Annotated in this window: 8 protein-coding genes; all 8 read right to left on the bottom strand. The window is 38.5% G+C overall.

From position 1 onward, the window contains the following. The coding region (locus tag J7K93_07050; GenBank protein ID MCD6116753.1) for a galactose mutarotase at positions 1 to 1037 on the bottom strand (1037 nt) is incomplete at its 3' end. Positions 1038 to 1701: 664 nt separating this feature from the next. Next, the gene (locus tag J7K93_07055) at positions 1702 to 3207 is read right to left on the bottom strand and encodes an alpha-L-fucosidase (protein ID MCD6116754.1); all 1506 of its coding nucleotides are present in this window, start codon (positions 3205 to 3207) and stop codon (positions 1702 to 1704) included. Between the two features lie 29 nt (positions 3208 to 3236). After that, entirely contained in the window at positions 3237 to 5369 is a 2133-nt protein-coding gene (locus J7K93_07060; GenBank protein ID MCD6116755.1) for a LamG domain-containing protein, read from the bottom strand. A 225-nt stretch (positions 5370 to 5594) separates the two neighbouring features. Next, positions 5595 to 6578 (bottom strand): PorV/PorQ family protein, encoded by a 984-nt coding sequence (locus J7K93_07065; GenBank protein MCD6116756.1) that lies wholly within the window; start codon positions 6576 to 6578, stop codon positions 5595 to 5597. A 51-nt stretch (positions 6579 to 6629) separates the two neighbouring features. Next, positions 6630 to 8810, bottom strand: coding sequence for a hypothetical protein (locus J7K93_07070; protein MCD6116757.1), 2181 nt, complete (start codon positions 8808 to 8810; stop codon positions 6630 to 6632). Between the two features lie 42 nt (positions 8811 to 8852). After that, the gene (locus J7K93_07075) at positions 8853 to 11825 is read right to left on the bottom strand and encodes a TonB-dependent receptor (protein ID MCD6116758.1); all 2973 of its coding nucleotides are present in this window, start codon (positions 11823 to 11825) and stop codon (positions 8853 to 8855) included. Positions 11826 to 11890: 65 nt separating this feature from the next. Continuing rightward, on the bottom strand, positions 11891 to 12691 hold the full coding sequence (locus J7K93_07080) for a hypothetical protein (GenBank protein MCD6116759.1): 801 nt from the start codon (positions 12689 to 12691) through the stop codon (positions 11891 to 11893). A 1050-nt stretch (positions 12692 to 13741) separates the two neighbouring features. Further along, positions 13742 to 13983, bottom strand: a 242-nt coding sequence (locus tag J7K93_07085; GenBank protein MCD6116760.1) for an STAS domain-containing protein, incomplete at its 5' end; no start/stop codon positions are given.

Genomic DNA, 13983 nt, shown 5'->3' on the forward strand with positions numbered 1-13983 from the left:
AAATGATCTGCTTCAAGAACTACTGCTGAGCGATATGAGTAAATCTTTCCTTTTTTACCCTTAATTGTTCCGTCAAGGAAATTACCGGAATAAAACTGCATACCCGGTTCTGTTGTAAGTACTTCCATAAACCGGCCACTTTTTTGTTCTAAAAGCGTAACAGCCAATTTCAACGATCCGTCCCAATCATTTAAGACCCAATTACAATCATACCCTGGTCCCAATTCCAATTGTTTGTCATCTGCATTAATCCTTTCACCAATGCAAGTAGGTTTTCTGAAATCAAAAGGTGTATTAGTTACAGATTTCAATTCACCCGTAGGAATCAGCCCCTTTACAACAGTTGTGGTTTTATCAGCGTTAATCCAGAGGACATGATCCAGAATATCACCCTCACCCGCACCTGCAAGGTTAAAATAAGAATGATTAGTCAAATTAAGAACAGTCGGTTTATCAGTAGTCGCCTTATAATCTATTTCTAATGCGTTACCATTAGTAAGGGTATAAGTAACTGTTACATTTAAATTACCAGGATAACCTTCTTCACCGTCTTTACTTAAATAGCTCAGTTTAAGTGCAGGTTCTTTACCATTAATAGGTTCTGCATCCCAGACGACTTTATCGAATCCTTTTATTCCGCCATGCAGATGGTTTTCGCCGTCATTGGTTGCCAAGATATATTCTACGCCATCTAATGTGAACTTGCCTTTGTCTATCCTGTTTCCGTACCGGCCGACAATTGCTCCGAAATATGGATTATTATCAATATATTGTTTTAAAGAATCATAGCCGAGAACAACGTCACCGTAATCTCCTTTACGGTCTTTCACTTTTAATGATACAACAATAGCTCCATAGTTAGTAATTTTTGCCTCCATTCCAGTTTCATTAACTAAAGTAAACAAATCAACAGGAACATCATCCTCAGTCTGTCCGAAAGGTTGTTTTGTAATTTTCATCTTTGTTACTCCTCTATTTTGACATTCCACAAAAAGTAAAAAAACCGCAACACCGACTACTATTTTAAAAATTTTCATATGGTTTCTTCCTCAAAATCCCTGTTTCAATCTTCATCAATTAATTATATGTCTATAATTTTATTTACAACTCTAACTTCACGGTTTTCTCTATAAGCACAAAAGCATATTCCACTTGGGACAGTTATTCCACCATTAGTTTTTATATGCCGAAGGGTTAAAGTTTCTCCTTAATTTTTCTTACCTTCTATTAAATTTCTTACTTTCTTTACCACAATATCATAAATTTCAATCTCTATATAAATAGTTGTTTGTATTTCAAATCTGCAATATGTGCTAAAATTCAAAAAATTATAAGCCATTTGATTACATACTTATTAGCTTTATCATTAACGGTTGTATCTATATAAACTTCCATTCAGGGCAGTCAAGAACACGAGAAGGTTCTTTTTGCAAAGTATGGAAAATAAAGAACACTAATAAAAATAATTAGTAACAGAAAAAATCTCCGATTAAAAATATCCGTTTTCTTATTGTTTGCTTATATGCTCCTTCCCATGATCAAATCTTATTGTATGTTGCATTTAACAAAACTCAAATAAAAAACAATATTATCACTTAGTTAAAGCCGGCCAATCTTAGTACAAAGTTACAATTGCCCGGCTTTTGGTTCTGTTTTTCTAAAACTTGAATGATTTCCAATGAAAACTAATTTTCTGTTTTTTCAAGACCTTTCAATTTTCAGAACAAATGCGTTTTCACATGGTTTTTCTTTAGGCATATCAACTTTCAAACCCTTACCTTTAATAATTTTCCAATTTAACTCTTTCCCATCTCCGAGCATTGTAATTTTTTGGATCTCATTTGGATAAATATAATAACCGGGAAATTCTTCATCGCCATCCAGAGGCACTAAGCTTTTAATCAAAACTGATTCCCCTGGCCAGTCCAGTATAATTGCGTACAACACATTACCTTTTACAGTAAAGCGTATGTCTTCTTTTGTGTACTTTATATCAGATTCATTAAACATGGCGTCACCTTCATCACCGATTTTTACACCTGTAGGGCCTTCGCCATATTTTGTCCAAGAAGTTGTTCCGTAAATGGCTTCACCATTTACTTTAAGCCATTTTCCCATTCCTAAAAGACCCCTTTTAGCGCCTTCAGGAATAGTGCCGTCCCATTTTGGCCCGATATTTAATAATAGATAACCATTCTTGCTGACTCTGTCAACAAGATTATCAACCAATCGATTTACTGATTTGTAATTAAGATTCGGGATATATCCCCATGCACCCTGATCATCAATTGAAGTGTCTGTAATCCAATCATAGTGCGTTAATTCAGGTTCCTGGCCGAGTTCAAGATCATAAATCCCTGCACCTGGAGGTAGATCATCGTGCTTGTAAGAAATAATTACATCCTTTCCTCGGTCAATAGCCTTGTTGTAGTAATAAGCAACGAAATTCTTTACATAATCTTCCTGTATCATATCAAGAGCAAAATCGAACCATACATAGTCAGGATCGTATTTATCAACTACTTCAACAAGTTTTCCATACCATTCATCAAGAAATTCCTTATTTCGAATTGCACCTTTTTTATGAATCGGACCGTATAATCCAGAATAGGCAGGATTACTACAATCTTTTGTTTTGTCCCATGTCGGGAAGAAAAACCAATTTGCCGCATGATGAAAGGCTGTGACAAACTTCAGGCCCTTTCCTTTTATAGCTTTCTCCAGTTCACCAACAACATCTCGTTTAGGACCCATCTTTGCAGCATTCCAATCAGACCATTTAGTATCCCACATTGCAAATCCATCATGATGTTCTGCTACCGGCCCTGCAAACTTTGCACCGGATTTGGCAAAAAGATCTGCCCATTCTTCAGCATTAAACTTCTCAGCAGTAAATTTGGGAATCAAATCTTTGTAGCCGAATTCAGTAGTAACTTTTCCATATTTCTTATAAAAATCCTGAGCTGCTTTGGATTTTGGTCTTTGATAAGCAGCATATGAATTCCAGGTAGCATTCCCACGGGTTGCAGAATAGCAGTAAATTCCCCAATGCGTATAAATACCAAATTTTCCATCCTTAAGCCATTGAGGTGTCTCATGATGTTTCAAGCTCACCCAATCAGGTGTATATTTCTTCGCGCTTTTTGAACAACCAGTAGTGATTAAAAGCGCAAAAAATACAACCCCTAAGATTTTAATACGTTTCATTATTTTCTCCTCTATATTAAGTGTAAAAGTTATAATGTTTTCAAAGTAATATCAGTAACCTTCACAGATTTCTTTTTTATCCAGACAATAAGATCAGCTTTCCCATTTATATTATACTCTATACCGTATCTAAATTTATTACCTCTAACAATTTTTTTTCCATCAAGCAATAAACCAACTTCATTACTATCCCATCCTTTAATCACAAAGCACGGATTTAATACTGGAGAATCCTTTGACCCATTTAAAACAAATGACAGATTCCCTGCCGACGATTCATTCTTGATCACATAAGCTCTCTGTGTATAATCATAACCCTCGTTTATGTAGCCTTTAGAAGTCACAGTTAATTCAGGTGGTTTATTCCACGACCTTGCCAGAAAAACCAATGTTTTAGGATCCCTGTCAGTCATTCCATACAAAGCAGCTTTACCATTAGGATCACCCCAGCTTAGTGATGAATGTGAAGCACGATCTGGTGCTGAGGCACTTCTACCGTCAGAAGAAATCTGAGCTACCGGCCAATGATTCCACCATGGAAAATGGGAGTACTCTGGACGAACTTCAAGATTAAATACTTCAAAACTGCCGCCTTCTCTATAAATCAGGAAGGGTTTAAATTTAGATTTCAAGTTGATTACCTGAATCACTGCATCTTTCAGGCCAAACTTTGGATATCCATGCTCCCATGAGTAAGTTTCTTCTTTACCTTCCATATTTATAAGAGTACAGGCATTCAAATTTACATTATCTTCAGGTCGTGTACCTGGTTCATTGAGTAATATGGTTTCCTGCCAGCCTCCTCTGCCAGGAAGGACCTTCCTGACCCCTACCCCATCAGGGTAAATATAATAAAGTTCATTACCCCACTCACCAAATCCCGTATTGTTCGGAAGGTCCTTTTGGCGTAGTCTAACATCCATCTGCAGATACCGCCAATTTACTACAACCCTGGCATCATTGCTTTCGATAATAGAAACTCTGGAACTTCGGCACTGAGTATCAGACATGTGCTCAATACATCCTGTAGGCACGTCCTCTCTTGACCCTTGAGACAGGAACCAATTGTTGCCTGTCTCTCTGCTTTGATCAGCCATCCATTTTCCATTCTCTGAAACCCAGCATGGCGAATAACGTGTACCCCGCCAAAACATTACTTTTATAGGAAAATTATCAAATTGGACAACCACATCCATTTGATCACCCGGCGGCCAGATAGCATCCCATTCAGGATAATATGCAAGCCTTGTATAGTTAGCTCCAAATCTTTTAGAACTTTTTACTATAGGAAATCTGCGTGGTTCAAATATTGGTTCATTTTCAGGTTTTACAGAATTAAAATTCTTTTTTATTTCTTCTGCTGTTAAGGCCCTGCCATAAAATTTCACTTCATCTATAATCCCATCTAAAGAATATCTGGAGGGATATGTAGCCCAGTCACGAATAGGATCTGTCGGGGCTAAATTCTCTCTGTTCATACCTATTCGAAATCCTTTATCCAGATTGCTGTAGACAATGCCATAATCAAAATCGAAATTATTATATGTTCCGGCCAATTTACCATTAATATAAATTGCAAGCCCCTTTTCCGGGCTATAAGTACCTGCTACATGATACCATTTTTTTAATTCCATGCCTAATTTAGTATCAACATTCAGTTTAGAATTACATTCATGCCACACTGAAGTTGCATCAGACATATGGAAACCCAGTCTTCCTCTGGAATCTATACCAAAATAAAAACCTGTAATCTTATATTTACCAATAGTTAAAATTGGAGCCCAATTCCAGGGATATGCACCTAATGCAACCCACGCTTCAATAGTTATTTCCCTTGGAATGTCCAATTCAGATTCATCTTCTTCAACTTGCTTCTTTTGAAACTCAGGTACTCCTTCAACATAAGACGAAAATCCGTCAAACTTTATGGCAGATCCAGACACACCGGGAACGTACTTTGCCAGTCCTGTAACTTTAAAAGTAGTTCCCGTTATTGACTCAATAGTAACCAGTCCTTTAGTTTGTTTTTCATTGCTCAGTGGTTTAGAAATCATCCCTTCATCAAATTTCCAATAAAGAATAGGATCATTTGATACTCCCGGAAAAGCACTAACAGTAATGGTCACTATCATAATTAAAGAAATAAAGTGAAATATTTTCATAATGTGCCCTTGTACGATTCCAACTACACAGCAACAATTGCCGGCAATTAGTATTCTATTAACTTTAAATATTAGCAAAAAAACAGATTTCTTTTCTCACAGCAAGTCAAAAAACAAAATAAATATTATCATACTATAGTCGGGGGTTGAGGGAACCCGGAAGGGCTCCCTCAACCAACTTGAAGCATATCAGAGAGATATTCAAATCAAGTTTTAGTCCAGTTTTTAAAACGATATCCCAACACCAATTCGATTTACTGTAGTAAACAAATCCATGGGTGTATAAGCATAATCAACCCGTAAACCTACTCCTGCAAGACTCTTATGAAAACCAGCACCAAGGGTAAATCCCTCTTCATCATAATTGTACTTGTATCCTGCCCGCAGAGAAATCATATCCATAAAAGTATACTCAGCTCCTATATTTAATCTTTCTGAATAATCTCTGGGATGGATAGCATCTACAGCAAAAATCAAACGATGATTTTCAGTATCCATAAAATCCATCAGATTCATGGCAATACCGATTGAAAATGTCAGTGGTAATTGGAAACCTTCCTTTTGATATTTAAATTCATTAGAAAAATTTCTTATATTCATACCGAACCGGAAACTCTTGAATCCAGGATAAAAAACCGTACCAAAATCATAGGCTAAACCAGACACTTCATTTTTAACATCAACACCATCGTTTAAAGTACTGGTTCCCAGATTCTGGTTTACCCATTTTACCTGTCCTCCAACAGAAAATTTGTTAGTCAGATTTCTTGCAAATGAAAGTCCGACAACATAAGCGCCTACACTTACATTACCAGTATTAATATATCCTGCTGAGTTGTTTGCTACCATTGTCCCCTCAATATCGCCGTAGTCAGCAATCATTGCACTAATACCAACTGTTCCGATATTACCAAGGCTCTTGGCAATAGCAAATGCATCATAAGATATATCTGCAATCCATCTTGTTTGGCTCGCCATAAGATCCATACTGCAATTCATGCGTGCCATACCAGCTGGATTGTAAAACATTGCATCCGCACCAAATCCGGCAACCAAATATGCTCCACCCATGGCAGCTGCCCGGGGAGACACATCAATTTTCAGAAACTGAAACCCTGTCTGGGCCAGCTTCTTCATCCCCGAATGGGCGGGCATAGTTAAAACTATTGTCATAAAAACAACAGTCAGAACAATCGTCCATTTCTTCATTGTTGATTACCTCCGTTTTATACTTTTATCGTCATCTAACGAATGCGGTTGTTAACGTATAATCACAAATTTCTTGATCGCACTCTGCCCATCGGGGGTTTTAAAGTGTGCTATATACACACCACTCACTACGAGCTGATCTGAATCTGTAGTCATATGCTCTTCGGGAATGTTACCCCATGACTCGTCTCCTGATCCAAAATGCTCGATAGTTTTAATTAGATCTCCGCTCTCAGTGAAGATACGAATCGTACATTCATTGGGGAGGTTAAAAAACATGATTTTGTTTGTCTCTCCAGGGAACTGTAAATCAGTTGCCGAAATATTGAATGGATTAGGTACAATCTTAATGCTATCCAAGCCAGCAGCAGCTTCCCTTGTCAGATAAGCACCCTTTCGTGTCATGTTAGCAAACATACTGCTTTCAAGGCTTCTCTGTACACCATCGAAATCAGCTCCATTATGAGTTCCATCATCAAAAGCAGTTACATAATAGAAATTTGCTACACCGCGCTGAACAGTCTTATCCTCAAACTCATGTGTCAAAGGAGTAGATGTACCAGGACCGCACTCAAAAATCATATTCCAACCACCAATTAGTGTATATTGATCTTCCGGGACAGTAGGGAACCAGCTGCCAGTTGAACGATATACGCGATAACCTGCAAAATCAGATGCTGTTTCTGATTCCTCACCCCACTCCACAAGAATTTTATCTGAAAGAGAAGTAATAGACAAGGATGGCGCTGGCGGAGCCTGAGGTACATTCAAACCATGATTGTACGCCCAATTCGCAGCCTTTGCTGTTGCAAATATACTGTCTTTACCTGTCGCAACCCAACAATCCTTGGCCCAGTTAATTTTTTCACTTGCATGACTATCATCAGCATACAGCTCAGGATATTGTTTAAGCGGAGGTGGCAGATTGTCAATACCTGCATTAAAATCAAATCCTTCTGGCGGATCTAACTCACCATCTAACCAGCCTTGTCCTATATCCCATGCTGGTACAGCATCAATCGAACCTTCAACTTCGGCCCAAACGATCTTCACTTTATCACCAGGCCCTAAAGTATAAGGCCCTACGCCCCAAAAACCTGTTGCTGTATATCCGAACCAGGGTGCGTCAAACGGGTATTCCATTCCGCGCTCATCCATAGGAACACTGTGATGGCCGGGCTTACCTCCCACTACTTCAGGGTCTCCGCTAAGTGCCTTCCAACCCTGGGTCATAAGTGTCCACATATCGCTTATTTGCCCTTCCGTTTGATTCCAGGAATGCCTCGTTACAGGAGGCCAATCACAATCCTGAAAACCGGTCATAGACGGTTGATCATTAGCATTGTTTACTAAATCATTTACAGCCGCACTGGCAAATATGATGGTCTCACCGGAATACATCGGTGAACGAATATATCCTGTTTCTTCTTGAATGTCACCAAAATCATCCCACTCTGACCCCTCCGACCTGGTCGGATACCTATAGATAACCCACATATCTTGACCCGCTTCGGCACCGTAAGAAGTAACCCAACCTCTTGGATCTTCGTTAACCCTGATTTGACGGAGCAGATGCAGATCAGTGATGGTTTGATTTGGAAGCTCAATTTCATCATCAATATCTGTATTGCCTGTGTTCTCCAGAACCCACTCAACAATGTTATAGTTATCATGATTAGGATTTGAGAATCCCCATACCTTTTGATGGATTGTTACACCCATATCTGTGTTAATTGTTGATGTAATAAATTCATCTGCTGTACCCTCAATGGCATCCGGATCTACATGATCAGAAGCATTCAAAGGATAAGGCTCATTCATCACAAGTCCATCTACTTTAATAGTAGGTGGCTGGTAACGCATATAACGATGTATTGTCCAACCATACTCGTCAGGTACAGGCATCATTACATGGCGGTCATCTGTCTCCCATTGACCATGTCCTGAAGTTTTTACAGCGTGAAGTACACCATTCTGATCTGTCCAGTTTTTACACCCCAAAAAAACTGCCTTACTCGAATGTGTACCCATTTCACCAAATCCATCGTAATACGTTGAATTCATGCCCCATCCCCAACTTCCTTCACCCTCATCGCCACTGTCCACGACCTTGGTCAACTTGTACCCGATGTTAATCCACTTAGCTACACCTTGAGCATATATGAGCTGCACAGAAAATACTGTTAAAAGCAGACTCAAACAAGTGATATATATTATTCGTTTCTTCATCATCGAAACTCCTTCCTTTTCATCGGTTGACTACATACACTCGGATTAAAAATTAACTCTCAATCCTAATGTCCAGCTTCTGGGTACGCTCCATGCCATATAATCCAAATTAGGCATGTTAATATAAGGTTTATCCTTACTCCACGTATCACCAACCTTATCAGTACCTTCTGTGAATCTACCATCCTGCAAGTATTTATCTCCACCATACATCGGTAGATGCAGAGAATTCAGATAATCACGTAAATCTTCACTCCCTTCCCAGAATCCTTGGCCTGTCAGGAATTTCATGTCAAAGACGTTCGCTATGTCCATGAATGCAGTAAATGCTACACCTTTTAGACTGAAATTTTTCATAACACGCAAATCAAACATCCATTGATCTTTCCACTTTAGGTTATTTTGCAATTTATATGGAGGTAACGGCTCCCAGGTCAGGTGATCTCCTGAATTATAATAACCCAGCAATGTAAAACTCAAATCACCAAGGACATTTGATTTACCTAATTTTGGCCCCCAATCTGCTGGAGTATGAAAAGTTATATTACCACGTGCAAATGGCTGGGGTATAGGTTTTTCCTGAATTGGGCTGCGCAAACCATATATAGCCTGAAGCCGCGGATCCTGATACTGTACTTCACGCCCCACCATACCATCAGTATTAACCATATAAGTATAATTAAGCCAACCAGTAACCCATTTACCCCAGATCTTTCGTATTTCTAGTTCAAATCCACGAACATCTGCATAATTGTCATTCATAGCAATGGAGTAGTTTACACTCTCATCGTAATTGATGTAGCGTACATCACCAACCTGGTCAGTTACATCCCTATAATATCCAACCAATCTAAGTAGGAACATATCAGCTATTTCATGCTCATAACCCAGTTCATAAGCAATAGTTCTGGGCATTCTAAGACTCGGGTTTCCTAATCTCTCAATACCCTGGCTTGCAATTCCATAGTTAATCTGATACATATCACCGGAACGTGGCATTGAGTAGAAATGACCGTAGCTGAAGTATAATTTAGACACATCAGAAATTGGATGGGAAATTCCCAACCTCGGTGAAATTGTAAGATGCCCTTTAGCAGGTGCAGTCGGACTTTCAGTAGTTAGCTGGTCTTTAAAAATTCGCGAAAAATATGGAGAATAAGGATCAACCGTATACCAGTTGGTATTAGGATCATTATAATCAAGTCTAACACCAAGGTTTGCAATCATTCCCTCGAATTCCAGCTTGTCCTGAATATAACCGCCAAATCTTATAGGTGTCCGATCCCAATCAACTAAGTAATCTCCCGTAGGATCAAGACCATGCTCACCTTCATATACATTATAGTTATCAGCTGTTACTTCAAAACCGGCTTTTACCTGATTGAATTTGTCAACCTGGCTCGTTAAATCGAATTTAACATTATAGGTTGTTACCTTTGTTTTATTTCGTCCGCCACCGCCAACACCGCCAATCACCATACGGTCAGCCAGAGCATACTGGTATCCTGAAACAGGTATCCAGCCATAGGGCTGTTCATCCACCCACACTGGCCCAATCTTACGAATACGCGTGGTATCACGCATTGTCTGGGCACCCCACATATCATTCCGCACAGTAACACGTGATAAACGCAACTGATAAAATGTTCTGGGGCTTAATACATGGTCAAACATCAATCCCACCATTGACTGATAGACATCCATTGGTGATTGGCCATAGGGGAAGTAAATACCTCTGCCCCCTTCAATATTACTTGCCTGAAAACCAGCATTATTTTCAAGACCGTACATCCACTCAATTCCAAGTTTCATATTTGATGAAAGGGTGGAATTTACTTTAAACATAGCATTTTGAGTAAGTATATTATCCCGAACTGCTGGTAATGCATACTGTTCTACATTTCGGCGGTAAGATGCGAAAAATGATGCTTGCCCTAAATACTTACCAATTAAAGGCAAAGGGCCACCAAAATTAAAATCTAAATTTAGATCCGGTTTATCACCATATTTTCCAGGATGCGGATGCCCCAATGCTTCACTGCCTTCGGCCGCATGCTGCCAGATGAACAGATCACGGCACTGTTCAGGTGTCAAATCATTGGTTGGATCATCGTCCTCAGCAAGGCGAGCAGAAAATGCATTCCATCCCTCAAATTCAGGATACTGTTGTTGAGCATACCAGTTCCACGGACCATTTTTCGTACCAACATAACAGACATCCGGATCTAAGTAAGGACGCATGTAAAAATTATTCTGGGAAAATATCGAATTGCCGCGGTGTTTCTGATAAGGGACAGTATAACGTAAATCCATACCACCCTGATATTTTTCTTTCCCGGATTTAGTAATAATATTGAACATACCAGATCGAATGTTTCCATACTCAGCATTAAATCCGCCCTTAATAATTTCTACTTCCTCAATTGAACTGAGGTTTACTATATCCATAGGTTTATTGTGGACATTATCAACCATCGGCAAACCATCAACAACTAAACCAACCTGGTCTACTCCGCCACCACGAATAATAATACCCTCTTCATCCTCTTGAACACCGGACTGAAGCGCAATGTAATTATTTATATCTACAACCATAGGTACGGCATCAACTTCATCAGCTTTAGCTCTGTGCCCGCTGGATGAGACATCCTGTTGTATCACTTCTCTCTCTGCAACGACAGTTACAGCCTGGCCTTCAACCGCTGCGGTATTTAATTTAAAATCAACTTTGATGGTTCTGTCAATATATACACGAACCTCGGTTTTGTTGATTGCCTGATACCCCATCATCCGTGCTGTTACGGTATATATTCCCGGCCGGACATTGATGATGAAGTAGTCCCCCACTGCATCTGTTGCAGCTCCAAGTGAGGTACCCTCAATAATAACATTGGCCCCCACCAATGGTTTACCCGTTTTAGCATCAACAACTTTGCCTGATATCTTACCCCTTGTTTGAGCCATGGCCATCGAGCTCATGAAGAACAGGCAAAGAAGAATACCTATCCGTCTTTTCATTTCAAACCTCCGTTTTAAGATCAACACTTGTGAAGGATGATTTTAAAAACATAATAAATCCTTTTTTATTCGACCTTTTCAAAAATATATCCTTCGCCAGCTCCATCAAGGTTCTCAGGATCTTCAGCAAAAAACCACCTCATCTCGGCTTCCGTAATTGTAACATACCATGGGCCATCCCACCAATCGTCTCCAAGAGTATGGGTAACCTTGACAACGAAATCATACGTTCCTGAAAATTCATCATCAAAACATTTAAATTCACAAGTACCATTCTCATTGTATTTGACAAATCCTTCATGTTCATAGTCTTCTGTTGTTTCTCCATTATCATCCTGAGCCCACCAGAGCAATAAAGTCCATTCACCATACCACATATTTGTCGGGCCGTCTTCCATACTAAAGAGATATCCTTCACCAGCACCATTGGGATTCTCAGGATCTTCAGCAAAAAACCATGTTAAAGTACCTTCATCCCAGTCGATATTTGCAATCCACGGGCCATCCCACCAGTCATCACCTAAGGAGTGAGTCACGCTCATATCAATTTTATAGGTTGCCTGTAAATCTCCATCTTCACCTGAAAAAAGACAAGTGCCGTCTGTATTGTATGTGACAACAAATTCTTCTGCTTCCTCTTGTTCTGTGATTTCACCATTTTCATCTTGAGCCCACCAAGTGGTCATTGACCAATCACCAAACCAATTAATAACATTTGGGACACTTGGCCCTAGCGGACCCAGGATAGAATCATCCGCAGAAATGTGATCCTGCCAGACATCCCGCTCACACCCCCCTCCCAAAAATAGTATAGCCAGGAAAATAACCGCTGGGCCATAAACCAATTTTTTGTGTATTCTCATCATACACTCCTTTCATAATTACAAATTACAGCAAAAATAAACACAAAATTCGGAAATACAATTCTCCCTCATGTTCCTCTTCCTTTCTTTCTAAATCAATAACCAATGATGAATATAAATAATTCACCTCCTTCCTTTAGTTGCATATATTGATATGTTCTTAATAATTAAGTCTCAGTTTGCGATACTGCCGTTAGCCTATACATATCTTAAATAGAATTAAAACCACACTTTTATTTAATAAAATAGCAACACTACATTTTTCGACACAAACCAATAAAAACTTATTGATGGTTAACATTATTAATATTTATCCGAAAATTTTGTAAATATTTAAATGTATAATATAAATTTATTTTATACTGATTACTTTCTAACGGTATGAAAGTATGTTTAAATTACATAATCTTGTTCAAATTGTCAAGTACTTTCTTAAGGAAAGAAAAAAAGTCTTTACAAATAATTTCCGAATATTCATGTCTTACATTTTAGTGGGGCCCCTCATGCGAATCTGTGCACCCAATATGGCGTATTCAGCTTACCAATGCAATGCATGAGTAGCGTTGAAAATGTTTTTTTAATGAACTGAAAAACATATATTTAGATCATAGTTTCAATGTTTCCTCGAACCAGATTTTCATTAATATTTTGGCTCTATGGCTAAATCTCACAATATATTTCTATTTGAATGTCTAATTTCTTTTCGTTAAATCCTTGATTTATTTGAAAACTTTTATTACTCCCTCCATATGTATTTAGATGATTTCATAGAAAGAAATAGAAATAAATACATAAAGAACCAGAAAAATAATATTTAGTGTACTTGCATAGATAATGTCAAGTAATGTTCGCAATATAGTCATCGCAACCTCAAATTTATTTTAAACAAGAGTGACACAATATCTTTAAGGATTGTTTGTCAAAATAAATTAAACTTTTTATATTGATAATGTAGTAATCGTAGAGTTTGGCTCAAATAAAATGCTTCAAACAAAAAGGGCAGTATTACACTGCCCTTTGGGAATATTTAATATTGTTGTGTATAATTTATTTTTAGAATGAATCGACCGCTTCTTCGACACTATCATAAGTCTCAAAAAGTGTAATTAATTTGGTAATCATAAAAAGGCTCTTTACTTTTTCTGTTACACCGCAAAGTCGTAATTCACCGGATCCATTCTTGATTGAAGTCAGACATCCCATCATTGTACCGAGGCCGGAGCTATTCATCCATTTAACTTTAGACAGATCAATAACGAATTTCTTCTTGCCCTGCTCAACCAATTTCTTAACTT

It is taken from the genome of bacterium (assembly GCA_021158245.1).
In the GTDB taxonomy this organism is placed as follows: domain Bacteria; phylum Zhuqueibacterota; class QNDG01; order QNDG01; family QNDG01; genus QNDG01.

What these genes read in the sequence shown, in the direction of transcription:
- J7K93_07055 (MCD6116754.1), bottom strand. Translation starts at nt 3,207, where the DNA reads ATGAAACGTATTAAAATCTTAGGGGTTGTATTTTTTGCGCTTTTAATC.
- J7K93_07060 (MCD6116755.1), bottom strand. Translation starts at nt 5,369, where the DNA reads ATGAAAATATTTCACTTTATTTCTTTAATTATGATAGTGACCATTACT.
- J7K93_07065 (MCD6116756.1), bottom strand. Translation starts at nt 6,578, where the DNA reads ATGAAGAAATGGACGATTGTTCTGACTGTTGTTTTTATGACAATAGTT.
- J7K93_07070 (MCD6116757.1), bottom strand. Translation starts at nt 8,810, where the DNA reads ATGATGAAGAAACGAATAATATATATCACTTGTTTGAGTCTGCTTTTA.
- J7K93_07075 (MCD6116758.1), bottom strand. Translation starts at nt 11,825, where the DNA reads ATGAAAAGACGGATAGGTATTCTTCTTTGCCTGTTCTTCATGAGCTCG.
- J7K93_07080 (MCD6116759.1), bottom strand. Translation starts at nt 12,691, where the DNA reads ATGATGAGAATACACAAAAAATTGGTTTATGGCCCAGCGGTTATTTTC.